The organism is Dactylosporangium sp. NPDC050588 (assembly GCF_040654975.1).
Taxonomy (GTDB): Bacteria; Actinomycetota; Actinomycetes; order Mycobacteriales; family Micromonosporaceae; genus Dactylosporangium; species Dactylosporangium maewongense.
On record NZ_JBFAJA010000076.1, the window covers coordinates 6,731 to 29,336 of the forward strand.

Here is a 22,606-nt window from a genome sequence, read left to right on the forward strand (position 1 = left end):
CAGGACGCGAGCCGGCATGCTCAGCCTTCCCCCTGCCCGGACAGGACGCGAGCCGGCATGCTCAGCCTTCCCCCTGCCCGGACAGGACGCGAGCCAGCATGCTCAGCCTTCCCTCCCACCCGGACAGGACGCGGGGCGGTGTGCTCAGCCTCCGTTCCTGCCCGGACAGGACGCGGGGCGTGGACCTCGAACTCCCTTCCTGTCCGGCGGTTGGGCGTCGGCGCGGCGAGGTGGGGGCAGGGTGACGATCTCGTCGACGTCGGTGAGGAAGTCCGTGCGGTGGGTGATGAGCAGGACCGACCGGTCGCCCGTGGCGGTCAGCAGGTCGCGGGTCAGAGCGGCGGCGGTGGGCTCGTCGAGGTGTTCGGTGGGCTCGTCGAGGATCAGGACGGGGAAGTCGGCCAGCAGCGCGCGGGCGAGCGCGAGCCGGCGGCGCTGGCCGCCGGACAGGGTGACGCCGTGCTCGCCGACGGGGGTGTCGAGGCCGGCGGGCAGGGTCCTGACCCAGTCAAGCAGCCGCGCGGCCGTCAGGGCCGTCTCGAGCTCGGCCTGGGTCGCTCCGGGGCGGCCGATGCGGAGGTTCGCCTCGATGGTGGTGTCGAACAGGTACGCGTCGTCGCCCAGGTATCCGACGACCCGGCGCAGGTCGTCGCCGCGCAGGTCGCGCACGTCGACATCGTTGAGCGTCACCCGGCCGGCGACCGGGTCGAGCCATCGCAGCAGCAGCGCCGCGACCGTGCTCTTGCCGGCGCCGCTCGGGCCGACGAGCGCGACCCGACGGCCCGGGCGCAGCGTGAGCGACACGTCGCGGACCACCACCTGGCCCGGCGTCCAGCCGGCGGACACGCCCTCGAGGCGGACGGTCGGCGGGCCGGCCGGCAACGGCGCGGGCTCGGTCGGGTCCGGTGCCGGGTCGGGGGCGGCGGCGATCTCGGCGAGCCGGCCGAGGGCGGCGCGGGCCGCGGCGAGGCGCTGCGCGGCGGCAGGGATCGTGCCGACGGTCTCGAACACGGCGAGCGGGGTGAGCACGACGACGGCGAGCAGCTCCCCCGGGAGGGTGCCGGCCCGGACCGCGACGGCGCCGGCGGCCAGGCCGGCGAGGACGCTCAGGCCCGTGCACAGCGCGGTGACGGCGGCCGACAAGCCCGCGGCGGCGCTGGAGCGGCGGGCGGCGGTGAGCAGCTGCCGGTCGGTGCGGTCCAGCGCGGCGAGCGCGTCACCGGCGGCGCCGTGCGCGACGAGCTCGGGCAGCCCTTCCATCAGGTCGACGGTGCCCGCGGCCAGCGCGCCGCGCAGGGGCGCGAGCCTGGCGTCGGCGCGACGGACGGCCGCCGACTGCAGCACCGGCACCCCGACCGCGACGAAGAGCAGCCCGGCCGCGAGGACCGCGCCGGCGACCGGCAGCAGGCCGCCGACGAGCAGCACGGTGGCCGCACCGGTGACGGCGGCGACCGCGATGGGCAGCAGCACGCGCGCGATCACGTCGAGCACGGACTCGACGTCGTCGACGAGGCGCGCGACGAGGTCACCCCGGCGGAACGCGGCGATGCCGGCGGGCGCGAGACGCTCCAGCCTCCGGTACGCCTGCACCCTCAACCCACCCAGCACCCGGAACGCGGCGTCGTGGCCGGTGACCCGCTCGACATACCGCAGCACGCCCCGCCCGATGCCGAACGCCCGCACGGCGACGATCGCCACCATCAGGTGCAGCACCGGCGGGTGCTGAGCGGCGCGCGAGATGAGCCACGCCGACGTCGCCATCAGCCCGACCCCGGCCCCGGCCGCGCCGACCCCGGCGACCAGAGCCAGTGCGAGCTGACCCGCCGCCGGACGGCACAACCGCAGCACACCACGGACAACGCCGACGCCACGCCCGCCCACGCCCCGCTCCCGGTCCACCGCACCAGACACGCCACGGCCACGGGACGCCGCACCAGACACGCCACGGCCACGGGACGCCGCACCAGACACTCCACCGCCGCGGGACGCCGAACCGGGCACGCCATCCACGCCCCGCTCCAGGGCCGGCTGACCGGCCGCCCGAGCGAGGTCGTCGCGCGGTGGAGTGGCGGCGTGGCCGGGGCGGTCGTGCGTTCGGGTGGACTCGGCCGGTGCGCCGTGGCCGGGGCTCGTGTCGCCGTTCTTCGCGGGCGGGGTGGAGGAGCTGTTGAGGTGGGCCGCGTGGTCGGTGACGCTCATACCGGCACCGCCTCCCGGCCGACCAGAATCACGCCGTCAGCGAGGGCCACGAGCGCGGGACGACGGACCCCCAGGACGACCGCCCAGCCGGCGGCGGGGGCACCAGAGCGGGCCGCGAGGTCGGTGATGCTCACGCCGGCACCGCCGTCCGGCCGACCGGGATCGCGCGGTCGGCGAGGGCGATGAGCGCGGGACGGTGGGCGGTCATGATGACCGTCCGGCCAGTGGCGTGGGCGCGGATCGCGGCGAGGATGCCCGCCTCCGTCGCGGCGTCGAGGTTGGCGGTCGGCTCGTCGAGCAGGACCAGCGGGGCGTCGCGCAGGAACACGCGGGCCAGGGCGATGCGCTGCCGCTGGCCGGCGGACAGGCCCGCGCCGTCGTCGCCGAGCCTGGTCGACATGCCGTCCGGCAGGGCGTCGATGAACTCCAGCGCGCCGGCCAGGTCCGCGGCGCGGCGCAGCGACTCCTCGGTGGCGGCGGGCGCGCCCAGGCGGATGTTGTCGGCGATGGTGCCGGCGCTGAGCCAGGGTCGCTGCGGCAGCCACGCGACCAGCCGCCGCCACGCGTCGGGGTCGACGGCCGTCAGGTCCTGGCCGTCGACGGTGACGGTGCCGGCCGCCGGTGCGGCGAAGCCGAGCAGCACGGCCAGGGCCGTGGACTTGCCGCAGCCGCTGGGGCCGGTCAGGGCCACCAGCTCGCCCGGGTGGATCTCGGCGGTGAACGGCGGCAGCGACGCCTCGGACCGCCCGTCGTGACGGACGACGACGTCCTCGAAGCGCACGGTGCCGGCGGGTGCCGGTGCCGTGCCGTGCGGTGGCGGCGGCCGGTCGAGGATCTCGAACACGGACGTGGCGGCGGTGAGTCCTTCGGCGCTGGCGTGGTAGTTGGCGCCGACCTGGCGCAGCGGCAGGTAGGCCTCCGGGGCGAGGATCAGCACGAGCAGCGCGGTGGCCAGGCCGAGGCTGCCGTCGACGAGGCGCAGGCCGATGCCGACCGCGACGAGCGCCACCGACAGCGTCGCGAGCAGCTCCAGCACGAGCGAGGACAGGAACGCGACCCGCAGCGTGCGCATGGTGGTGGTGCGCTGCTCGGCGCTGATCCGGGCGATGACGCCGGCCTGCCGTTCCGCGCGGCCGAAGACCCGCAGGGTCGGCAGGCCGGCGACGACGTCGAGGAAGTGGTGCGACAGCCGGGCGAGGAGCCGGAACTGGCGCCGGTTCGCCGACTCGGTGTGCAGCCCGACGAGGGCCATGAACACCGGGATGAGCGGCAGGGTGAGGGCGATCGTGCCCGCGGCGACGAGGTCTGCGGGCGCGATGCGGGCGAGCACGATGACCGGCACCAGCGCGGCGAGGACCAGCTGCGGCAGGTACCGCGCGAAGTAGGCGTCCAGGGCGTCCAGCCCGCGGGTGGCGAGGACGGCGACCTTGCCGCTGTCGCCGGCGGCGCTCGGGCCGAGCGCCGCGACGTGGGCGAGCAGACGCGACCGCAGCTGCCGCTTCACGGCCGCGGACGAGCGGGCCGCGGCGACCTCCTGCGCCCAGGCTACCGCCGCCCGCAGCGCGACGACGGCGGCCAGCCAGCCGAGGGCCGGCGCGATCCGGGCCACGTCGGCGCCGTGCAGGTACACGGCGGTGATGCCGTCGGCGAGCAGCGTGGCCTGGGCCACGACGAGCGCGGCGAGGGCGACGCCGAGGGCGACGGACAGCACCAGGTAGCCGCGGGTCGCCCGGGCGTGGCGCAGCAGGCGCGGGTCCAGGGGCTTCACGGGTGGGCCGCCGGGATGTGCTCGACCCGAAGCCGCCGGCGGAACACCCAGTAGGTCCACGACTGGTAGCCCAGCACGATCGGGGTGAAGCAGACCGCGACCCAGGTCATGACTTTCAGCGTGTACGGCGTGGACGACGCGTTGGTCACGGTGAGGCTGTCGCCGCCGGCGAGGGTGGTCGGCATGACGTCGGGGAAGAGCGTGACGAACAGGGCGGCGACGGCGAGGACCAGGGTCGCCCCGGTGGCGAGGAACGCCCAGCCTTCGCGGCGGGCCCGCGCGGCCAGCACCGCGCCGATCAGGGCCGCGGCGGCCGCGCCCGACAGCGCCCAGCCCCAGGCGTCGTCGTGGGTCAGCTGGGTCCACAGCAGGAACGCCGCGGCGAGGAGCACGGCGGGCAGGCTGAGCCGGAACGCGAGGCGCCCCGCCCTGACCCGGACGTCGCCGTCGGTCTTCAGCGCCAGGAACACCGCGCCGTGCAGCGCGAACAGCGACAGCGTCGTGAGCCCGCCGAGCAGCGCGTAGGGGTTGAGGAGGGTGAAGAACGTGCCGGCGTACTCGTGCTCGGCGGTGATCGGCACGCCGCGGACGATGTTGCCGAACGCGACACCCCACAGCAGCGCCGGCACGAAGCTCCCGGCGATGATGCACAGGTCCCAGCGGCGCCTCCACTGTGGACTGTCGACCTTGCCACGGTACTCGAAAGCCAGCCCACGCAGGATGAGCGCCACGAGGATGATCAGCAGCGGCAGGTAGAAGCCGGAGAAGAGCGTGGCATACCACTCCGGGAAGGCGGCGAACGTCGCGCCGCCGGCGACGAGGAGCCAGACCTCGTTGCCGTCCCAGACCGGGCCGATGGTGTTGATGAGCAGGCGCCGCTCCCGCTCGTCGCGGGCGAGGACCGGCAGCAGCATGCCGACACCGAAGTCGAAGCCTTCCAGGAGGAAGTAGCCGGCCCAGAGCACGGCGATGAGCGCGAACCAGACGGTGGTGAGTTCCATGTCGTTTCCCTCTACGGCGTGTTTGGTAGTCGGTTCGGTGAGTTTGGTGTGGTTGGGGGTGGTGGGTAGGTTCGATGTGTGTCGTGGCGGTGGGACGGTCCGGTGTCGGTGTTTCGTCTGCCGGTGGATGTGCATGATCCGCGGGTGCGGCGTCGGGTGGAGCAGGTGTTTTCGGCGGCGTTTGCGGTGCGTCGGGCGGTGCAGCGGGATGCGCGGGCGCGGGTGGACGCGTTCTGGGCGGCGCATCGGGAGCGGGCTTCGGTTGGTGCGGGTGCGGTGCGGGACCGGTTGGGGTTGTCGCTGACGGGGTTGGAGCAGGCGGCGTACGGGCATCTGGACGGGGCGCCGCATCTGCGGCGGTATCTGACGAAGGCTCTGGCCATGCACGCGGCGGACGGGGTGTGGCAGGCCGTTGACCGGCACCTGTTCCCGACGCGTCCGGGCGGCGGCATGGTCGGCCGCGGCCGGGTGGTTGGTGGGATTTCCGGACGGTGGTGGGTCGGGCTCGGTCGCATACGCGGCCGCGGAAGTGGGAGACGTTCCGCCTGGTCGGCACCCTGGCCGGACACATGGCTGCGTTCGAGCGGGACGGTCCGGGTGGTCGGCGGTTGTGGCAGCCTCGGCGGATGCCGGCGGTGCGGGCCACTGGTGTTGATGGTCGTGCGGTGCGGTCGTGGTGGGATCATGTCGGGCCGTTCGCGGTCGTGCTCGCCGGGGTCGGTGGTGACGGTGTCGTGTTGCCGGTCCGTTTGCCGCAGGGTCCGGGCCGCCGCTCGGTGCTGGAGCACTACCTGCGTGATCCGGCCTGCTGGCACAAGGTGGACCTGGTCCGGCACCGTGACCCGGCGGCGCCGGGTGGGTGGCGGTACGAGGCGCATCTGCTGGTCCTCGGCCCCGGCTACACCGCACCGGGCGTGGTTGCGCGTCGCGCGGCAGCGGCAGGGTTGGACCGTCGTGGTGGTGTCGATGTCAATGTGTCGAACCTCGCCGTCGTGTCCGTCCCCACCGGCCTGACAGACCTGACCGACTCGGCTGGCCTGGCCGGGTCTGCGTTTCTGGATGCTGCCGGTGGTGGGTTGGTGGCGTCGCGGTTGACGCGGGCCGCGGGCCACGAGGCGGCGCTGGCCGTGGATCGGCTGCGGCAGCGGCGCCGGAACCGGGCGTTGCAACGCTCCCGCCGTGCCGCGAACCCGGCCCAGTACCAGTTGTCGGAACGGCAGCAGCGGCGGGCCGAGCGGCGCGCCGCCGCCGGCCTCGCCGCGGTGCATGTCAGCGTGCCCGGCGGCGCCCGTGTCGCGAACGCTGCCGGCGTGCCGGTCCGCGCCCACCGCCGCGACGACCTGTCCAACTCCTACCTGCGGCTGCGAGCCCAGGCCGTGGTCGACGGCGCCGCCCGCACCGCGGCCGGACGCACCCGAGCCCGGATCATGGCCGCGGACCTCGTCGCTGTGCACGGCGCCCGCCTTACCGTCGAAGACGGCGACATCCGGCACTGGGCCCGCCGGTGGGGACGCGGTATTCACGCGTTCACCCCCGGCATGCTCTTGCATGCACTGGACCGTGAGGTCACCGCCGTCGCTGCCCTGCGCAGCCACGACACCGAGACGATGGCAGGCACCGTGGGACTGCTGCGGGCGGGCACCCGGCACACCGCCTGGACGCAGCACTGCCTGTGCGGCAATCGCGTCCCGAAACAGCTCCGCGACCGCCGCCACACCTGCCCCACCTGCGGGCTGCACGGTGACCGGGACCTCGTCGCCGCGCTCGTCGGCGCACACACCGCCCTCACCGACCCGAACCAGCCTGGCACAGCCCACATCGACTGGACCGCCACCCGATACACCCTCGACCAGTACGGCGTCGAGGCGATCAACCAAGGGCTGCAAGGAGCCCTGACCGAGTCAACCGGAACCCCCCGCCCCGACCGGCACCACACCAGTGCCCGGACCCGGCGGCCGCAGCGCAGCACCCACCCGTCCGGCCGCACCGGCCAGGCGGAAGGATGCCGGCGCGCTCGGCGAACTACCGGTACGAGCCACAGCACCAACCAGTGGCCGGTGCCCTCGACAACCCCGGATGAGACCAACCCCGCACCAGCGGACCGGACCACGCCGGAACGACGAGCCGCACACCCCGGACTGCTTGACAAAACCGACACCAAACCGGACAAATCAATCAGACCTTAGTACGCGAACGCCAGCGGACGGTCTTCGTCATCTTCCTCGTGGGGTATGACGATTTCGGGCGCTCCGGCCCGGGCGTAGCGCAGCATCAGCATCAGTTCGACGACGGCGAGCGCGCCGTACAGGAGCGTGAAGACGACGAGCGAGGTCGCGACGGTGCTCGCGGAAACCGACGGCGAGACGCTCTGCGAGGTCTTGAAGATGCCGAAGACGGTCCACGGCTGGCGGCCGACCTCGGTGAAGATCCAGCCGAACGAGTTGGCCAGCAGCGGCATGGCGACCGTGGCCACGGCGGCCGTCCACAGCCAGCGACCCGCGGGCAGCCGGCCCTTCCGGGTGCGCCACAGCGCGACCGCGGCGACGGCCATGGCGAGGACGCCGAAGCCGATCATGAGGCGGAACGACCAGTAGGTGACCGGCACGTAGGGCACGTAGTCGCCTTCGCCGTACCGCTGCGAATACAGCTGCTGGAGGTCGTTGATGCCCTCGACGGAGCCGCTGGGGCTGCCGGTCGCCATGAAGGACAGCAGCGACGGGATGCGCACGCTGGCGACCTCCTCGCGCCCGTCGAGCGAGCCGATGGTGAAGATGGAGAACGAGGCGGGTTCGGACGTCTGGTACAGCGCCTCCGCGGCGGCCATCTTCATCGGCTGCTGCTCGGTCATCACCCGCGCCTGCAGGTCCCCGGTGACGAGCACGCCGACGCCGGCGACGAGCACGACCCAGGCGCCGAGGCGCAGCGCCGGCCGGAACACGTCGACCTGGTTGCCGCGGCGCAGGTGCCAGGCGCTCACGGCGAGCATGAACGCGCCGCCGGTGAGGAAGCACGCCGTGACGGTGTGCGGGAAGGTCACGAGGGTCGTCGAGTTCGTCAGGACCGCGACGATGTCGGTGAGCTCCGCCCGGCCGCGTTCGGCGTTCACGGTGTACCCGACGGGGTGCTGCATCCAGGAGTTGGCGGCGAGGATGAAGTACGCCGACAGCATGGTGCCGATCGACGCGAGCCAGATCGCCGCCAGGTGGACGCGCTTCGGCAGCCGGTCCCAGCCGAAGATCCACAGCCCGAGGAACGTCGACTCGAGGAAGAACGCGAGGAGCCCCTCGATGGCCAGGGGCGCGCCGAAGATGTCACCGACGAAGCGTGAGTACGCGCTCCAGTTCATGCCGAACTGGAACTCCTGCACGATGCCGGTGACGACCCCCATCGCGAAGTTGATGAGGAACAGCTTCCCCCAGAACTTCGTCGCTCGCAGGTACTCCTGGCGCCCGGTCCGGAACCAGGCGGTCTGCAGCCCGGCGACGAGCGCCGACAGGCCGATGGTGATCGGCACGAAGATGAAGTGGTAGACGGTGGTGATCGCGAACTGCCACCGCGCAAGGTCCAGCGCGTCCATGGCCCGATTCTCGGGAGCCGGCGCGGGCGGCATCAGGGCCGAACGGCACGTCCGTCCGGGACTGTCGGGCCCTCCTGTGTGAGGGCGGTCACGCGGTGCCCGGGCGCGCCTCGGCCGGCCAGTTGAGGACCTTGGCGCCGAGGACCGCGGCCTGCAGGGTGAACCGGTGGGTCGGGTCGGCCGCGTCGTAGCCGGTGAGGGCCTTGATGCGCTCCAGCCGGTACGTCACGGTGCGCACCGACACCCGCAGCCGCTTCGCCGACTCGGTGGCCACCCCGCCGGTGGCGAAGTAGACGTCCAGGGTGTCCAGCAGCGGCCGGGCGCCGCCGCGGGCCTGCAGCAGCGGGCTGAGCACGGCGGAGACGAGGTCGACGATGGCGGGCTGGTCGCGCAGCAGGACCCGGTAGACGAGCAGGTCGTGCGCGGTGATGACGGACTTGTCCGCGTGCAGGCGCCCCGCCATGGTCAGTGCCTCGCGGGCCTCCTCGTAGGAGCGGGCGATGCCGTACAGGCCGGGGTGCGGGCGGCCGACCGCGACCCGCCACGGCCGTCCGTGCCGGAGCCGGTTGAGCTCGCCGTGCATCAGCTCACCCAGGTCGCCGTCGTGGCCGGCGGGTGCGGTCGCGCCGGCCGCGGCGGGCTCCGCGGGGGCGAGGACGACGAGGAGGTTGTCCTTGGTGGCGACGAGGACGTCACGGTCGCCGAGCCGGTCGAAGATGACCGCCTCGAGGGCGCTGATCGCCGTGTCGGTGTCGGGCAGCCGCCGTCCCGGGGCCGCGAGCGCCACCTGGTGCACCCGGGCGAGGTCGAGCCCGAACGGCTCGGCCCGCTCGACCACGCTGCCGAGGTCGGAGTCGCCGCGCAGCAGGTCGTCGACGAGCTCCCGGCGCAGCGCCTCCTCCCGGCGGACGAGGTCCCGGCGCGCGACCGCGTACCCCTCGGCGAGGGTCGCGACGGCGTCGTCGATGACGTGCAGCACCGCGGCCGCGGCGGCGCGGACGACCTCGCTGTCGCGGGAACGCACCACCATCGGCAGGTCCTGCCACAGCCGCCGGGCCGCCGACAGGTACAGCTGCACCACCCGCCCGGCGGAGATGCCCTGCTCGGCGGCCTGCCGGCCGAGCAGCGCCACCGCGTCGAGCTCGGCGCGTCTGGGCCGGCGGCCGCTGACCGCGGCGTCGGCGAGCATCGGCAGGTAGTCGCCGAGCAGCAGCACCGGCACGTCGCCGGCGTCGCGGGCGGCGGCGGTGGCGACCTCGGCCAGCCATGCCTGCTGCGCCTGCTGCGGCCGCGCGGCCTTGGACGCGTCCGCAGACGCGCCGGTCGAGGCCCGCCGGCTGCGGTCGGCCATCGCAGTGCTCACCTCCCGCCGGCGTCCGGCCGCCGGGTCTCCGGCGCGGCGGTGCGTTCCCGCCGTGGCCGGTCACCGGCAGTGTAGACCCGGCTCCGCAGGCCCGGCTCCGGTTCCCGCCGCGAGCAGCCGGGGCAGCGGCTGTCCGCCGGTTGCCGGATCAGCTGGTCGATACGGATGTCCGCGCCGCATCCGGTACACCTGCCGTAGCGGCCACGGTCGAGCGCGTGCAGCGCGTGTTCGACGTCGTCGAGCCGGCGCCAGGTGAGCTCGGCCAGCGCCGGCTGCTCGGTGCTGCCGGCGCCGCCCTGCCGCGGCTGGTTGAGCAGGCGCAGCTGGGTGCGGTACCGGTCGCGGTGCTCGTGCAGCAGCACCCGCAGCATGTCGAGATCCCGCTGCCTGCCGCGTGTGTCCATCGTGCAGCTCCTGGTTCGTGGCCGCCGGAGGCGCCGGCCGTGCGGTCCGGCGCCTCCGGGCAGTCGGGGACGGTCAGCGCCCGCGGGCCTGGCAGGGCACGCAGAACCGCGCGTGCGGCAGGATCTCCAGCCGGGCGGCGGGAATCGGGCCGGAGCAGCGTTCGCAGCTGCCGTAGCTGCCCGCGGTGAGCCGGGACAGCGCGGCGGAGATCTCCTCGATCGCCTGGCGGGCGGCGGCCGTGCGCGCACCGATGGTGTCCGGGTCCTCACCGGCGCTGCCCGGCTCGGTCCCGGCCGCGGCGAGGACCGCGAGCTCCTCGGTGTGCTGTCGCAGCTGCGTCTGCAGCGTGTGCCGCAGCGGGCCGGTGTCGACGCTCATGCTGGTCTCCCATCAACCTGTCAGAACATTGCGGTGGAGCACGCGTGTGCCGGTCAGGGCCGCACGGCGCCGCGGCGCAGCGCGGCGAGCGCGGCCAGGCCGGCGCCGCGCACCGCGGCCAGATGCGGGGCGGCCGGGCGGCGCACCGGGGTGCCCGCGGCGCCCGCGATGCGCGCCGCCAGCCGGGGCCGGGCCGCGCCGCCCCCGACGAGGAGCAGACCCCCACGGACCGCAGCGGCGACGACCTGGCGGCGGTTGCCGGTCTGCCGGCGCACCCGGCCGACGAGGTCGGCGATGGCGGCGACGACCGCCGCGTCGAGGTCCGGCCCGTCGACGCCGTCGTGCAGCCCGATGTCGCGCCGGTGGGCCGCGACGATCACGCCGCCCTCGAGCACGGCGACCTCGGTCAGGTGCGCGCCGACGTCGGCGACCAGCAACGGGCCGGGCGCCGCGCCGGCACCGATCGCCGCCGCGCGCACGGAGTCGATGAACAGCAGCCGTGCCGGTTCGAACACCTTCGTCACCAGCTCACGCACGGCCGGCTCCGCCCGCGGGTCGGTGCCCACGGGCCGGCACGCCACGACCACGGCACCGGCGGGCAGCGGGCGGCGCCGCTCCCACGAGAGGCCGGACAGCAGGGTCCGCATCGCGTCCGGGTCGGTGATCCGGCCCCGGGCGACCGGACCGGTCCACGGCGCGGTCACCGTCTCCGGGTAGCTGAGCTGCAGCACCCCGCGGCCCGACGCCCAGATCCTGGCGCCGGCGCCGCCGAGGTCGAGCCCCACGGCGGCGGGCTCGTGCACGGGGCTCGCCGCGCCGGCGCGGAGCCGGGGGTCGCCGGGTCGTTCTGCGCGCTCCAGGGCGGCGCTGCCGGTCGGTTGGGTGAACATGGCTCTCCTCTCGGACACCTGAACGCGGTCCGTGACGGTGGCGGGGTTGTGCCAGATGCGGCCGCCGGACGGGCCGTGGCGGTGCCGCGCGAGGGGTCAGGCGCGTCCGGCGTCGATCGCTGCGGACGCTGTGGCCGGGACTGCGGTCAGCGAATGACGGCCGGCGCGCCGTAGCAGCGGCCGGGCGGCGACTGCCGGCGGAAGCGCTCGAGCCCGATGCGTCCCCGTGCCACACGTGGCCAGGCTGGGGTCGCACCGGGCGAGCCGGTCGGCGCGGGGCAGGCGGCGACCAGGACGGGGGGCCGCTCAGAGCACAACACGCCAGTCACCACGATCACCACCCCTGCGAGCCGTACCGAAGGAATCTCCAGCATCGGCGATCCGCGCACGGCATACACCAGCATCGGTCGGCAACCTTGACGGCGCCCTGCTTGCCGATCATCGGCAAGCTGGCCGGCGGCGGGCGCCGCGTCACCGCGTGGCGCCCGGCCACGGCCCGCATGTCGTCCACGTGCGCCACGAGATCGTGGCGCACGCCGCCTCACCCGCGCGGGTGGGAGTGGTGCCGATCAGCTCGGGCTCGCCGGACGCGTGGCGGCGCCCGGCGTCAGCAGGCCGACGCCGCCGTCGTAGCGGCGGTAGACCAGGGCGCCGCGGCCGTTGGCGGCGTCGGTGAAGAACAGGAACGGCAGCCAGCCCTCGGCGAGGTGGGTGGCGGCCGCGTCCGGGGTGAGGACCGGCGTCCGGCGCGAGTTGACCGTCGGCGTCGGCGTGCCGTGCGCGGTGACCGGACGCATGCTGTGCTGCCGGGCGACGCGCAGGCCGGTGGGGCCGGCGCGGTACACGACGGCGTCCTCGCCCGTGTCCAGCTCCGTGAACAGGCACACGTCGTAGTCCATCGCGGCCAGCGTCGACCCGGCCTGGCAGGCCCGGCGCGGCCGTAGCGGCACCGTCTTGCGGCGGGTGATCCGGGCCGCGCCGGGCACCGCGAGCGTGCGCCGCTGCGGGTCGGGCCACGGCCACGGCTCCCACCCGGTCCCCAGCCGGGTGATCTGGCGCTCCAGCCGGTCCGTGGCGGCCGCGACGGCGGCCGGCAGGGTCGGGCCGTCGACCTGGATCCGGGCGGGTGCCCCGCCGACGCGCAGGTTCACCTGGATCACGGCCGGGCAGCCCGCGTGGGGTCCGCAGGCCAGGCGCAGCCGCGCCGCGCCGGCCGAGCGGTGCCGCGCGACCACACCCGCGACGGCCGCCCGCGCGCTCTCCCGGTCGTCCGGGTCGACCGGCCCGCGGCTGCGCACGTCGACGTCACCCGCGGGGCCGATCACTGACACGTCGAGCTCCGGCACCGGTACACCTCCTGGATCGGCAACGGCGTCAGTGTCGCCGCCCGTCGCAGGGGGCCGACAGTGCCGAAGGTCCCGTCCTCGCCGTCGCGCCGAGTGCCTACCGGTGGCCGGCCTTCTCGTGCTCGAGCCGGGCCAGCAGCCGGTCCTGGAGGAGGTCCACGGCCTCGTACGGGCCGTCCGCGGCCGCCTCGGCGTGCAGGACGCGGCCGTTCAGGTCGATCTCGGCGCGGGCGGTGACGGGCCGGTTGGCGGCCGGGTTCGCGATCCGGTCGAGCCGCACCTTGGCGTAGAGGATCGGGCGTCCCGTGTGCCCGAGCACCGCGGTGACCTTCTCCCGGGCGTACCCCTGCAGCCGAGGCTCCATTCCGGCCTGCACCTGGACCTGGACCTCGACCTCGTCGTGCGTGCGGGACATCGTCTCGTCCTTCCCTCGTCCAAGGGGCGGGGTTCCGACCGCCTGAGATCATTTGATCTCCCCGGTACGGGACGCATCCAGGGTCTTTGGTCCCGTCACACCGCGGCGGTGCGGGCCGGCCGGGATCATTCCCCGATGCCGCCCGTGGCCAGGTGTATCGGGCGGCACGGCGGGCAGGTGCGCTGCGACCACGCCGCCCCTGCCGCCGCCACGGACGGTCCGGCACCGCCTGCGGGCTCGAAGCACCGTGGAGGCGGCAGGCACTGAGGCACTTCGCGGGAAGCGAGGCCGACGGATGGACATCAGCACACGCAACAACGGGCGGACGGTGCAGGAGCTGCTGCGCTACGCCGCCGAGGAGGCCACGCGGGCACCGTCCGTGCTGAACACGCAGCCGTGGCGGTGGCACGTCGGCGAGGACGGGCTCGACCTGCACGCCGACCGGACCCGCCAGCTGCACGCCATCGACCCGGCCGGCCGGCTGCTGATCCTGAGCTGCGGCGCGGCGCTGCACCACGCCCGGGTCGCGCTGGCGGCGTCCGGGATCAACCCGTCGGTGCGGCGTTATCCCGACGCGGCCGACCCGGACCTGCTCGCCAGGGTGCGGTCCGGCGGGATCCAACCGGTGCGGGCGGAGGACGCCGCCGCCGCGGACGCCATGCGGCAGCGGAAGACGGACCGGCGGCCGTTCCTGGCGTCCGGGCCGGCGACCGGCGACACGCTGGACGCGCTGCACGCGGCGGCGACGGCCGAGGACGCGACGCTGCACCGCATCGACGGCGACCAGATCGCGTACCTGCGGGCGGCCGAGCACGGCGCGCAGATCATCGAGGCCAAGGACGAGCGGCGCCGGGAGGAGCTGCGGGAGTGGACGGGGCGGCCGGCGGAGGAGGGCGACGGTGTGCCGCCGGAGACCGTCGCGGGACCGACGCCCCGGCCGGTGCCGCTGCGCGGCTTCGGGCTCGGCGACCGGGCCGCCCTGACCCCGGGCACCGGCGACGACCGGTCCGCCGGATACCTGCTGCTCGCCACGCGCACCGACGAGCCCGCCGCCTGGCTGCGGGCGGGTGAGGCGGTCAGCGCGGTCTGGCTCACCGCGATCAGTCTCGGGCTGGCGGTCTCGCCGATGAGCGACGCCGTCGAGGTGCCCGGCGCCCGCGCCCTGCTGCGGAGCCTGCTGCCGCACGGCGGCAATCCGCAGCTCGTGCTGCGCGTCGGCGCCGATCCCGGGTCGCCGCCACCGGCGAGCCCCCGCCGGCCGACCGGTGACGTCATCGGCGACGAGACCGGACCGTGACTCCCCGCCGCGGGGCACGGCCGGGAAGCCAGGGAGCACACCCAGGAAGGCGACAGGAGGCACGCCATGCACGCCAAGGACATCATGAGCCGGCCCGTCCACACGGTACGGGCGGACGAACCCGTCGCCGGCGCGGTGGCGCTGCTCGAACGCGAGCAGATCACGGCCGCGCCGGTGGTCGACGCGCACGGCAGGCTGGTCGGCTCGATCAGCGAACGGGACCTGCTCCGCCGGTCCGCCGGGCCGGCGGCGGACACGCCGGGCACCCGGGTGGAGGACGTCATGTCCGGGCTGCCGGTGGCCGGCTGGCCCGACACCGACGTCGCCGACATCGCCAAGGTCATGGTCGACCAGGGCGTCCACAGCGTGCCGATCGTGATCGACGAGCACGTCATCGGCATCGTCAGCCGGTGCGACGTGCTCCGCACGATCATGCCCACCGACGACACGGCGATGCGCGAGGCGCAACGACGGCTGACGGAGTACGCCGGCGGTCAGCGGCGCTGGACGGTCGCCGTCACCGGTGGCACGGCGGTGGTCAGCGGCCGCTTCGACAGCGGCACCGAACGCGACATCACGATGGCGCTCGTGCGCACCACGCCCGGCATCGACACGGTCAGCACGGCCGACGAGGAGACGTGATCCGCAGGGCACCGGGCCCTCAAGCCCTGCGGACGGGACGTCAGCCGTCCACCATGAGTTCTCCGACGACCTCGACGGTCTCGGCGGCGGGCCTCCTCGGCGAGTGCGGCGGAGGGGCTCCCGGGCCGGGGACGCCGATCCGGACGCAGATGACGGGATGGGCGACGTCGCCGAGCATGCGGCGCAGCAGGTCCCGGGCGCTGCGGACCTCCACGAGGTCGCTCATCGCGGAGGTGGCCAGCCGTTCGGCGGTCGCGGTGAGCAGCACGGCGGACAGCGCCTCACCCGCGACGAGCCAGGCCGCAGGCTCGTCCACGTCGGTGACGATCACGCCGTACGAGGCGGCGCGGTCCACCGGTTCGGCACCGCTGTAGATGCTCGGGCCCTCGTCGACACCGGTGAAGTCGCGGATCGGCACCGGCCGCGCGCCCAATGCCGCGGTGGTGTCGTGCGGCACCCCCTCGCCGGCGGCGAGACGCGCCCCGGTCCACCTGTCGAGCTCGGCCCGGTACGCCGGGTCGGCCCGCTCGGCGGCGGCGGCGTGACCGGCGGCGACGGCCACCGCGGTGAGATCCTGCGGCCGGACGAGATGCATGTCGGCGCCGGCGTGGCGGGCCGCGGCGCACAGCCGGTCGGCGATGTGCTCCGGCACGGGACGGACGTCGAACGGCCGCCGGTCGGTCCGCCGGGCCTGGATCGCATGCCGGAGCCGTTGTGCGGGCGACGACGGTTGCAGGCGGCCGGCGTACCGCAGCGTCGCCAGCAGGTCCGGGTCGTCGTCGCGGGGCAGCCGGTCGACGACCACGGCCGCGCCCTCGGCCGCCAGCGCGACGCACGCGTGGTGCAGCGCGGCCCCGCAGCTGACCGTCAGCAGCCGGCCCTCCGGATCGATGGGGTCCAGCTGCCGGCGCCGGTCCGCGCGGAGCACGGCGACGTCGTGTTCGATGCGCCAGCGCCAGGGCTGGGTGTTCCAGATGGACGGCGCGCGCAGCGCGTTCACGGCCGCACGCGCCAGGATCCGGCTGACCGCCTCCACGCGGATCGCCGCGTCGGGCTCGGTGTGCCGTACCGTTACCATGACGAACTCCTTCCCGGCCTCCTCGTCCAGATGTTGTGCCGCCCGCGCCGTTCACCGCGCGTCGGCCGACTCCGGCACGGGCACGATGCCGTGGTAGACGGGGCACTCCGGCTCGCATCCGCCGTGCACCATGTCGGCCAGCGCGCGCTCCGCCCCCATGCACGTGTCGTCGACGTAGTCCAGCGCGACCTCACCGGCGAGCTGCCGCGCCTTCGGGCTGGCGATGCCCTCCTGCAGCCAGATCGCCCCGGCACCGGCCGCGGCCGCCTCCCGGACCAGACCCTCGGCCTCCTCCGCCGGCCGGAACACCTGCACCACGTCGATGTGCTCCGGGACGTCGGCGATCCGTGCGTACGCGTGCTCGCCGAACAGAACCGTGGCGTGCGGATTGACCGGGACGATGTGCCAGCCCTGCTCCTGCAGCATCTTCGGCACCCAGTGCCCGGGCTTCTGCGGGTCGCGGGACGCTCCCACCACCGCGATCGTGTGCGCGCCGGCGAGTATCTGCCGTGGTGTACGCATCGTGATCAGCTCCTCGCTGTGAAGATGACCGGCGACACCTCCACTGTGCCACCGGCTCGGGACACTGTTCGGTGCCGAACGACCTGCTTCCCTGTGACCGTCGGCCCGGCCGGGGTGCGGGCGGCTGTCACGCTGACGCCGAATGCACGGCGCCCGGCACGGGTGCGGCGTGCTCCTGGACGGTGCCGTGCGCGATAAGCGCGGGACAGGCCATGGTGCGCAGCACCCGGTGCATCACCGAAGGGCTCGACGGCCCGGCGGAGTCCGTGGGGCCATGGGTGCCGAACACCATGAGCATCGCCCACTGTGACGCGAGGGTCAGCGCCTCGACCGGGTCGCCGGGCTCGCTGCGCAGCTCCATCTCGACGAGGGGGTGCCGCGCGCGCCACGGCTCGGCCGCCGCCACGAGCGCCTCGTGGACGGCCGACTCGTCGCTGCTCAGGCACGGCCCGTGGTGCCGGCCTTCCCCGTGGTGCCGGCCGTGCAGCCACAGCTCGGGATGCTGCCAGACCTGGATGACGACGAGTCGCTGGCCGCGGTCGGCGGCCTCCTCGAACGCGAGGCGGAGCGCCCGGCGCGCCGGGTCCGACCCGTCGAAGCCGGCCACCACCGGGCCCGTCTGCGGCAGGACCGTGAACGGATCGGCCCAGCGTCGTGCCGCGTGGACCGCGAGCACCGGGCACTCCGCCCCCAGGCAGAGCTGGTCACACACCGAGCCGAGCGGGTCGGCCATGTTGTTGCCGCCGCCGTGGCTCGCCACGACGAGCAGCCGGGCCTGCCGCGTATGGCTGCGCAGCACCTCGACCGGGGCGCCGACCGCCGTCACCCCGGCCGCGCAGACGCCGGGCCGCCATCGCACCGCCTCGTCCGCCGCCCGGGCGGCGATGTCGGCGCTGCCCGGCGGCGCCTCACCGGCGTGCAGGGCCGGGTCGATCGCATGGACGACGAGCAGCTCCCGGTTGTGCCGGCAGGCCTCGTCCGCCGCCCATCGCAGCGCACCGAGGCTGTCGGCCGAACCGTCGACGCCGGCCACCACGGGTCCGTACCGGTAGCCCAATGTCGGCCTCCCTCCACGTCCCCCGAACAGTCCCCCGAACACGTGCGGAACACGTGCGTCCGGAGCCGGGCGGACCACCGGCCGTGCCCGGCCCCCACGACGACGGGCGGCGATGCGGTGCCGCCACCACGTCGTCGGTGACCTGCCGCGCCGCATGGACCGGCCCTGCCGGGGCGCGCCGATGCCGCAGTCGCGGCTGCCGGCACCCGCACCACGTGCGGCGCTCGGGTCCAGCATGATCTCACCGCGACGGTCTGTGCCACCACGCCGGCCACGAATCATCCGCATCAGGTGATCAACGCCGTGATCACCGTCGATCCGGAAGGCCAGGGGCCGCGGCTGCTCCCGCCGACGGGCCGACCTGCCCGGCGCGACGGGACCAACGCCTCGTGCGGCCCGCGGCCACGACGACGAGGCTGGACGCCGGAACCACGACAGCGACGCGGGGGGCCACGACAGCGACGCGGGGGGCACGACAGCGCGGCGGGGGCACGACAGCGCGGCGGGGGCACGACAGCGCGGCGGCCGGGCAGCGGCCGGTGCGGCGACGATCGGAGATGACCGGCGATGCGCTGGCGACTCGATGCCGGGACGACGGAGACCCTGCTGCGCACCGCCGTCGCCGCGCCCTCCGTCCACAACACCCAGCCGTGGCGGTTCCACATCCACGACGGCGTGATCGACGTGCGCACCGACCCGGCGCGCCGGCTGCGGGTCGTCGACCGCGACCATCGCGCGATGCTGCTCAGCGTCGGCGCCGCCGTGTTCAACCTGCGCCTGGCCATGGCGCTGGACGGGTGGCTGCCGGTGCTGCGGCCGTTTCCCGCCGACGGCCTGACCGTGGCCCGGATCGAGCCGGGCAGGCCCGGCGCCCCCGGGCCCGGCCTGCGCGCGCTCGGCACGGCGCTCTTCCGGCGGCACACGAACCGCGGACCGTATGCCCGGGCCGTCGTCCCGGCACGCGTCATCGACGAGCTGCGGGCGGCGGCCGCCGCGGAGGGTGCCGAGCTGACCGTGCTGGACCGGGTGCGGCGCGAGGCGCTGCTGACGCTCACCGCCGCGGCCGACGCCGTCCAGCGCCGCGACCCTGCGTACCGCCGGGAGCTGGCCGCCTGGACGGCCGGCGGTGCCGGCCGCCGCGACGGCATACCGGCGGAGCTCGCCGGACCGCGCGACGTGCACGGCTGGCTGCCGGCACGCGACTTCGGGCTGCTGTCGGCGGACCCGGGCCGCCCGGCCGCCGTGTTCGAGCCCCACCCGCAGCTCGTCGTGCTCAGCAGCCGCGCCGACGGCCGCACCGCACGCGTGCGGGCCGGCCAGGCCATGCAGCGGGTCCTGCTCAGCGCCACGGTGCGCGGCGTCGCCGCCCAGCCGATGACCCAGGCGCTGGAGATCCCCCGGATGCGCCGCGCGATCGCGGACCCAGCCGACCCCTGGGCCCCGCAGATGATCCTGCGCATCGGCTACGGCATGCCGGCGCCCGCGAGCCCCCGCCGGGACTGGTCCGAGGTCGTCGCGGTGGCGGGCGCGCCCACCACCGCGGTGTGACGCCGCCGTCGCCGGCGCCTGCCTACGGTGGCCTTGCCGGCCTACAGCACCGTGGAGGCATGCGATGACACTGGCGACCGTGGCCCGGGCGATCGGCCGCGAATCCGTGCACCATTCCCGATGGAGCGACCTGTCCACCCGCGACCGGACGGCGCTCGTGGTGGGGACGGCCGCGGAGATCACGCTCACCGCGATCGCCGCCGCCGACCTGTACCGGCGCCCCGCGTCGCAGGTCCAGGGGCTGAAGGCGCTGTGGTGGCCCGCGCTCGCGATCCAGCCGGCGGGCCCGCTGCTGTACCTCCTCGCCGGGCGGCGGCCGGACGAGCCCGAGACGCGCCGCGGCCGGGCCCGGCGGCCCTGACACGGCGACCCTGACACCGGGCCCCGCCGGACAACCGCCCAGGTGTCAGGACGCCGGGCCGCCGACCGGCTCGTCGTCGTCGGCAGGAGGGCGCACCCGGGCGTCAGGGCCCGGGAAGACCAGCGCCTCATGGCCCGTGTCGAGCCAGCGCACCCTGTACGGCGGCGTGTGATCGGCGTGGCCGACCTCGGTGATGACACCGATCCGCCGGGTGTCGCCCAGGTGGGTGCCCTCGACGATCAGCCGGTCTCCGATGTTCGCCTGCATGATCCGTTCCTCCTCCGCTCGCCCCGCGAGCGGTCCCGCGGGGTCGGGGGTCTCCCTCTCGATCAACCGTGCGCCGCGCGCCACGCCGTTGCCAGGGTCTTCATGCTCTTCCGGTCGCCGCGTTGCCGTGGGCGGTCGAGGAGACGGCGGGACGCCGGCCATCTGCCACGTGCGGCGCGACGGACAGAGCCCCGAGCGCGTGGCGGCCCGGGCCGCGCGGCCCACGGCGGGCGGGACCTTCTCCGGTGCCGCCGGCCGTCCGCCGCGGTAAGGATTGAGGTACGACACCCGCTGCCGGGCACAGGTCACGACGAGCGGAATGCCAAGGACGGCGACGAGGGCCGCCAGGTTCGCCATCACCAAGATGGTCACCGCGCCGGGCTCCCCAACAGTGGGTGTCGTTTCTCGTCGGCCACCCGGACGTCCGACACGAAGCCCCGGCGCAGGACGGCGGAACACCGAAACGGCCCCGGGGAGACGACGGAACACCGAAACGGCCCCGGGGATCCGTGGAAGGAGACGCGTGATGGAGCACAAGCATGACGTCGTCGTCGGTGTCGACGGCTCACCGGAGAGCCTGGCGGCCGTGGACTGGGCCGCCTGGGACGCCGCGCGCCGGGGCCGCCGGCTGCACATCATCCACGCGTACGTGCGGCCCGTCGCCTACCCGTCGCTGGGCGCCCGCCAGACATCCGCGCTGGACGAGCTCGCCCGGCACGCCGCCGACACCGTCGTCGACACCGCCGTGGCCCGCGCGCGCACCGTCTCGTCCCAGTTGCCGATCACGACCGAGACACCGATCAAGCCGGCCGCTGCCGCGCTGGTCCACGCCTCCGGGTGGGCCGGCACCGTCGTCGTCGGCAGCCGCGGCCTGGGCGGATTCGGCGGCCTGCTGCTCGGATCCGTCGGCGCGCAGGTGGCCGCGCACGCCGCCGGCCCGGTCGTCGTGGTCCGCCAGGGCGAGCCCGCCGACGACGTCGAGGCGGGCCGGGTCGTCGTCGGCGTCGACGGGTCCCACGACGCCGAGCACGCGATGCGGTTCGCGTTCGAGCAGGCCTCGTTCCGCGGGGTCGGGCTGACCGCGGTGCACACGTACCGCTGGCCCGAGTCCACCGGCCCCGGCGACATGCTGCCGCTCGTCTACGACACCGAGGCACTGCTCGACGACGAGCGGCGGGCCCTGGCGGAGTCGGTCTGCGGCTGGGCCGACAAGTACCCGGACGTCGACGTGCGCCGCCGCACGGTGCGCGGAGGTGCCGCGCCGGTCCTCAGGCGGCTGTCCCACGGCGCGGAGCTGATGGTCGTCGGCTCACGCGGTCGCGGCGGCTTCACCGGGCTGCTGCTGGGCTCGGTCAGCCAGGCGTTGATCCACCACGCCGCCTGCCCGGTCGCGGTGGTGCGGTAGCCCGGCCGGGCCGCGCAGTCAGGTAGGGCGGTCAGGTGGGCGGGACCAGGACGGCGGCGCCGTGGACCCGGTCGGCGGCGAGGTCGGCGAGGGCATCGTCCGCCGCCCCCAGGGGGAACTCCGTGATGCTCACCCGCAGCGGATGCTCCTGCGCGAACGCCAGGAAGTCGTGGCCGTCCTGGCGGGTGTTGGCGGTGACGCTGCGCAGCGTCCGCTCCTGGAACAGGTGGTCGGCGTACCGCAGGACCGGGATGTCGGTGAGGTGGATGCCGGCGACCGCGAGCGTGCCACCGCGGTCCAGCGCCGACAGCGCGACCGGCACCAGGTCGCCCACGGGCGCGAACAGGATCGCGGCGTCCAGCGGCTCCGGCGGCCGGCCGGCGGCGTCGCCCGCGGACGCGGCGCCGAGGTGCAGGGCCAGCTCTTGCGCCTGCGCCGATCGGGTCAGCACGTGGACCCTCGCGCCCTGCGCGATCGCGACCTGCGCCGCCAGGTGCGCCGACGCGCCGAACCCGTACAGCCCCAGGCGGCCTCCCGGGGGAAGCTCCGCCCGGCGCAGCGCGCGGAAGCCGATGATCCCGGCGCACAGCAGCGGGGCGGCGTGGACGTCGTCGTAGCGCGGCGGCAGCCGGTAGACGAATGCCGCCGGCGCCACGCAGTGCTCGGCGAAGCCCCCGTCGGCGTGCCAGCCGGTGTACCGCGAGAACGGGCACAGGTTCTCCGCCCCCGCGCGGCAGTAGGCGCAGGCGCCGCAGGTGTGGCGCAGCCACGCCACCCCCACCCGCTCACCCACCCGCAGGTCGCCGGCGTCCGGCCCCAACCGCTCGACGTCGCCGACGACCTCGTGGCCGGGCACCACACCGGGCCGCAGCGGCGGGAGGTCGCCTTCGGCCAGGTGCAGATCGGTGCGGCAGACCGCGCACGCGCGGACCCGCACGAGGACCTCGCCCGGCCCCGGCTCCGGTACCGGCGCCGAATCCATCCGCAGGGGACGCTGCTGGATGGGGCCCGGCCGCTCGACCCGCCACGCGGTCATCCGTCGCACCCGGCCCTCCTGCCCGCCCCGACGCCCACCATGCACGCGGCC

23 protein-coding genes are annotated in these 22,606 nt (G+C 75.1%); 6 read left to right on the forward strand and 17 right to left on the reverse strand.

Annotated features, from left to right (window positions below):
* Window positions 1-144: 144 nt before the first annotated feature.
* From cydC to cydB, 4 genes are read right to left on the reverse strand one after another with little or no spacing between them, the layout of a single operon-like run.
* The gene (gene cydC, locus AB0I21_RS41345) at window positions 145-2,199 is read right to left on the reverse strand and encodes a thiol reductant ABC exporter subunit CydC (protein ID WP_360569141.1); all 2,055 of its coding nucleotides are present in this window, start codon (window positions 2,197-2,199) and stop codon (window positions 145-147) included.
* Window positions 2,196-2,333: a hypothetical protein gene (locus AB0I21_RS41350; RefSeq protein WP_360569142.1), complete on the reverse strand. Its 138-nt coding sequence runs from the start codon at window positions 2,331-2,333 to the stop codon at window positions 2,196-2,198. The genes cydC and AB0I21_RS41350 overlap by 4 nt, the downstream gene beginning before the upstream one ends.
* Complete coding sequence (gene cydD, locus AB0I21_RS41355; protein WP_360569143.1) at window positions 2,330-3,967, reverse strand: thiol reductant ABC exporter subunit CydD; 1,638 nt, start codon at window positions 3,965-3,967, stop codon at window positions 2,330-2,332. The genes AB0I21_RS41350 and cydD overlap by 4 nt, the downstream gene beginning before the upstream one ends.
* Window positions 3,964-4,968, reverse strand: a complete 1,005-nt coding sequence (gene cydB / locus AB0I21_RS41360; RefSeq protein WP_360569144.1) for a cytochrome d ubiquinol oxidase subunit II — start codon at window positions 4,966-4,968, stop codon at window positions 3,964-3,966. Before cydB ends, cydD begins: the two co-directional genes overlap by 4 nt.
* A 665-nt stretch (window positions 4,969-5,633) precedes the next feature.
* On the opposite strand from cydB, the gene AB0I21_RS41365 reads away from it, so the two are divergent.
* Window positions 5,634-7,154, forward strand: coding sequence for a hypothetical protein (locus tag AB0I21_RS41365; protein WP_360569145.1), 1,521 nt, complete (start codon window positions 5,634-5,636; stop codon window positions 7,152-7,154).
* On the opposite strand, the gene AB0I21_RS41370 is transcribed toward AB0I21_RS41365, so the two are convergent.
* The 8 genes from AB0I21_RS41370 to AB0I21_RS41405 all read right to left on the reverse strand — a co-directional run bounded on the left by AB0I21_RS41370 (window position 7,151) and on the right by AB0I21_RS41405 (window position 13,342).
* The gene (locus AB0I21_RS41370; RefSeq protein WP_360569146.1) at window positions 7,151-8,545 is read right to left on the reverse strand and encodes a cytochrome ubiquinol oxidase subunit I; all 1,395 of its coding nucleotides are present in this window, start codon (window positions 8,543-8,545) and stop codon (window positions 7,151-7,153) included. The two genes, AB0I21_RS41365 and AB0I21_RS41370, sit on opposite strands and share 4 nt — an antisense overlap.
* 88 nt (window positions 8,546-8,633) lie before the next feature.
* On the reverse strand, window positions 8,634-9,896 hold the full coding sequence (locus tag AB0I21_RS41375; RefSeq protein ID WP_360569147.1) for a helix-turn-helix domain-containing protein: 1,263 nt from the start codon (window positions 9,894-9,896) through the stop codon (window positions 8,634-8,636).
* An 8-nt stretch (window positions 9,897-9,904) separates the two neighbouring features.
* Window positions 9,905-10,312, reverse strand: a complete 408-nt coding sequence (locus tag AB0I21_RS41380) for a hypothetical protein (protein ID WP_360569148.1) — start codon at window positions 10,310-10,312, stop codon at window positions 9,905-9,907.
* Window positions 10,313-10,385: 73 nt separating this feature from the next.
* Window positions 10,386-10,691, reverse strand: coding sequence for a TraR/DksA family transcriptional regulator (locus AB0I21_RS41385; protein ID WP_360569149.1), 306 nt, complete (start codon window positions 10,689-10,691; stop codon window positions 10,386-10,388).
* Window positions 10,692-10,744: 53 nt separating this feature from the next.
* Complete coding sequence (locus tag AB0I21_RS41390) at window positions 10,745-11,581, reverse strand: rod shape-determining protein (RefSeq protein ID WP_360569150.1); 837 nt, start codon at window positions 11,579-11,581, stop codon at window positions 10,745-10,747.
* A 146-nt stretch (window positions 11,582-11,727) separates the two neighbouring features.
* Complete coding sequence (locus AB0I21_RS41395; protein ID WP_360569151.1) at window positions 11,728-11,985, reverse strand: hypothetical protein; 258 nt, start codon at window positions 11,983-11,985, stop codon at window positions 11,728-11,730.
* Between the two features lie 165 nt (window positions 11,986-12,150).
* Window positions 12,151-12,927, reverse strand: a complete 777-nt coding sequence (locus AB0I21_RS41400) for a sigma 54 modulation/S30EA ribosomal C-terminal domain-containing protein (RefSeq protein ID WP_360569152.1) — start codon at window positions 12,925-12,927, stop codon at window positions 12,151-12,153.
* Window positions 12,928-13,024: 97 nt separating this feature from the next.
* The gene (locus tag AB0I21_RS41405; protein ID WP_360569153.1) at window positions 13,025-13,342 is read right to left on the reverse strand and encodes an HPF/RaiA family ribosome-associated protein; all 318 of its coding nucleotides are present in this window, start codon (window positions 13,340-13,342) and stop codon (window positions 13,025-13,027) included.
* 295 nt (window positions 13,343-13,637) lie between these two features.
* Here AB0I21_RS41405 and AB0I21_RS41410 point away from each other — a divergent pair, with 295 nt between their 5' ends.
* Complete coding sequence (locus AB0I21_RS41410; RefSeq protein ID WP_360569154.1) at window positions 13,638-14,639, forward strand: nitroreductase; 1,002 nt, start codon at window positions 13,638-13,640, stop codon at window positions 14,637-14,639.
* 66 nt (window positions 14,640-14,705) lie between these two features.
* Window positions 14,706-15,281, forward strand: a complete 576-nt coding sequence (locus AB0I21_RS41415) for a CBS domain-containing protein (RefSeq protein WP_360569155.1) — start codon at window positions 14,706-14,708, stop codon at window positions 15,279-15,281.
* Between the two features lie 40 nt (window positions 15,282-15,321).
* On the opposite strand, the gene AB0I21_RS41420 is transcribed toward AB0I21_RS41415, so the two are convergent.
* From AB0I21_RS41420 to AB0I21_RS41430, 3 genes are all read right to left on the reverse strand, one after another.
* The gene (locus tag AB0I21_RS41420; protein ID WP_360569156.1) at window positions 15,322-16,359 is read right to left on the reverse strand and encodes a nitroreductase family protein; all 1,038 of its coding nucleotides are present in this window, start codon (window positions 16,357-16,359) and stop codon (window positions 15,322-15,324) included.
* A gap of 51 nt (window positions 16,360-16,410) precedes the next feature.
* Window positions 16,411-16,881: a CoA-binding protein gene (locus tag AB0I21_RS41425; RefSeq protein ID WP_360569157.1), complete on the reverse strand. Its 471-nt coding sequence runs from the start codon at window positions 16,879-16,881 to the stop codon at window positions 16,411-16,413.
* Window positions 16,882-17,008: 127 nt separating this feature from the next.
* Window positions 17,009-17,938 carry a universal stress protein gene (locus AB0I21_RS41430; protein ID WP_360569158.1) on the reverse strand — a complete coding sequence of 310 codons (930 nt, stop codon included), beginning with the start codon at window positions 17,936-17,938 and terminating at the stop codon, window positions 17,009-17,011.
* A gap of 567 nt (window positions 17,939-18,505) precedes the next feature.
* Here AB0I21_RS41430 and AB0I21_RS41435 point away from each other — a divergent pair.
* Window positions 18,506-19,486: a nitroreductase gene (locus AB0I21_RS41435; RefSeq protein ID WP_360569159.1), complete on the forward strand. Its 981-nt coding sequence runs from the start codon at window positions 18,506-18,508 to the stop codon at window positions 19,484-19,486.
* 64 nt (window positions 19,487-19,550) lie between these two features.
* On the forward strand, window positions 19,551-19,847 hold the full coding sequence (locus AB0I21_RS41440) for a PLDc N-terminal domain-containing protein (RefSeq protein WP_360569160.1): 297 nt from the start codon (window positions 19,551-19,553) through the stop codon (window positions 19,845-19,847).
* A 45-nt stretch (window positions 19,848-19,892) separates the two neighbouring features.
* On the opposite strand, the gene AB0I21_RS41445 is transcribed toward AB0I21_RS41440, so the two are convergent.
* Window positions 19,893-20,486: a DUF1918 domain-containing protein gene (locus AB0I21_RS41445; RefSeq protein WP_360569161.1), complete on the reverse strand. Its 594-nt coding sequence runs from the start codon at window positions 20,484-20,486 to the stop codon at window positions 19,893-19,895.
* 154 nt (window positions 20,487-20,640) lie between these two features.
* Here AB0I21_RS41445 and AB0I21_RS41450 point away from each other — a divergent pair, with 154 nt between their 5' ends.
* On the forward strand, window positions 20,641-21,519 hold the full coding sequence (locus tag AB0I21_RS41450; protein WP_360569162.1) for a universal stress protein: 879 nt from the start codon (window positions 20,641-20,643) through the stop codon (window positions 21,517-21,519).
* A gap of 31 nt (window positions 21,520-21,550) precedes the next feature.
* Here AB0I21_RS41450 and AB0I21_RS41455 read toward each other — a convergent pair whose 3' ends face one another.
* A complete protein-coding gene (locus AB0I21_RS41455) occupies window positions 21,551-22,555 on the reverse strand; it encodes a zinc-dependent alcohol dehydrogenase family protein (RefSeq protein ID WP_360569194.1) in 1,005 nt (334 codons plus the stop codon).
* Window positions 22,556-22,606: the final 51 nt, after the last annotated feature.

What these genes read in the sequence shown, in the direction of transcription:
- AB0I21_RS41370 (WP_360569146.1), bottom strand. Translation starts at nt 8,545, where the DNA reads ATGGACGCGCTGGACCTTGCGCGGTGGCAGTTCGCGATCACCACCGTC.
- AB0I21_RS41385 (WP_360569149.1), bottom strand. Translation starts at nt 10,691, where the DNA reads ATGAGCGTCGACACCGGCCCGCTGCGGCACACGCTGCAGACGCAGCTG.
- AB0I21_RS41380 (WP_360569148.1), bottom strand. Translation starts at nt 10,312, where the DNA reads ATGGACACACGCGGCAGGCAGCGGGATCTCGACATGCTGCGGGTGCTG.
- AB0I21_RS41420 (WP_360569156.1), bottom strand. Translation starts at nt 16,359, where the DNA reads ATGGTAACGGTACGGCACACCGAGCCCGACGCGGCGATCCGCGTGGAG.
- AB0I21_RS41410 (WP_360569154.1), top strand. Translation starts at nt 13,638, where the DNA reads ATGGACATCAGCACACGCAACAACGGGCGGACGGTGCAGGAGCTGCTG.
- AB0I21_RS41390 (WP_360569150.1), bottom strand. Translation starts at nt 11,581, where the DNA reads ATGTTCACCCAACCGACCGGCAGCGCCGCCCTGGAGCGCGCAGAACGA.
- AB0I21_RS41440 (WP_360569160.1), top strand. Translation starts at nt 19,551, where the DNA reads ATGACACTGGCGACCGTGGCCCGGGCGATCGGCCGCGAATCCGTGCAC.
- AB0I21_RS41375 (WP_360569147.1), bottom strand. Translation starts at nt 9,896, where the DNA reads ATGGCCGACCGCAGCCGGCGGGCCTCGACCGGCGCGTCTGCGGACGCG.
- cydC (WP_360569141.1), bottom strand. Translation starts at nt 2,199, where the DNA reads ATGAGCGTCACCGACCACGCGGCCCACCTCAACAGCTCCTCCACCCCG.
- cydB (WP_360569144.1), bottom strand. Translation starts at nt 4,968, where the DNA reads ATGGAACTCACCACCGTCTGGTTCGCGCTCATCGCCGTGCTCTGGGCC.
- AB0I21_RS41450 (WP_360569162.1), top strand. Translation starts at nt 20,641, where the DNA reads ATGGAGCACAAGCATGACGTCGTCGTCGGTGTCGACGGCTCACCGGAG.
- AB0I21_RS41395 (WP_360569151.1), bottom strand. Translation starts at nt 11,985, where the DNA reads ATGCTGGTGTATGCCGTGCGCGGATCGCCGATGCTGGAGATTCCTTCG.
- AB0I21_RS41435 (WP_360569159.1), top strand. Translation starts at nt 18,506, where the DNA reads ATGCGCTGGCGACTCGATGCCGGGACGACGGAGACCCTGCTGCGCACC.
- AB0I21_RS41425 (WP_360569157.1), bottom strand. Translation starts at nt 16,881, where the DNA reads ATGCGTACACCACGGCAGATACTCGCCGGCGCGCACACGATCGCGGTG.
- AB0I21_RS41415 (WP_360569155.1), top strand. Translation starts at nt 14,706, where the DNA reads ATGCACGCCAAGGACATCATGAGCCGGCCCGTCCACACGGTACGGGCG.
- AB0I21_RS41455 (WP_360569194.1), bottom strand. Translation starts at nt 22,555, where the DNA reads ATGACCGCGTGGCGGGTCGAGCGGCCGGGCCCCATCCAGCAGCGTCCC.
- AB0I21_RS41405 (WP_360569153.1), bottom strand. Translation starts at nt 13,342, where the DNA reads ATGTCCCGCACGCACGACGAGGTCGAGGTCCAGGTCCAGGTGCAGGCC.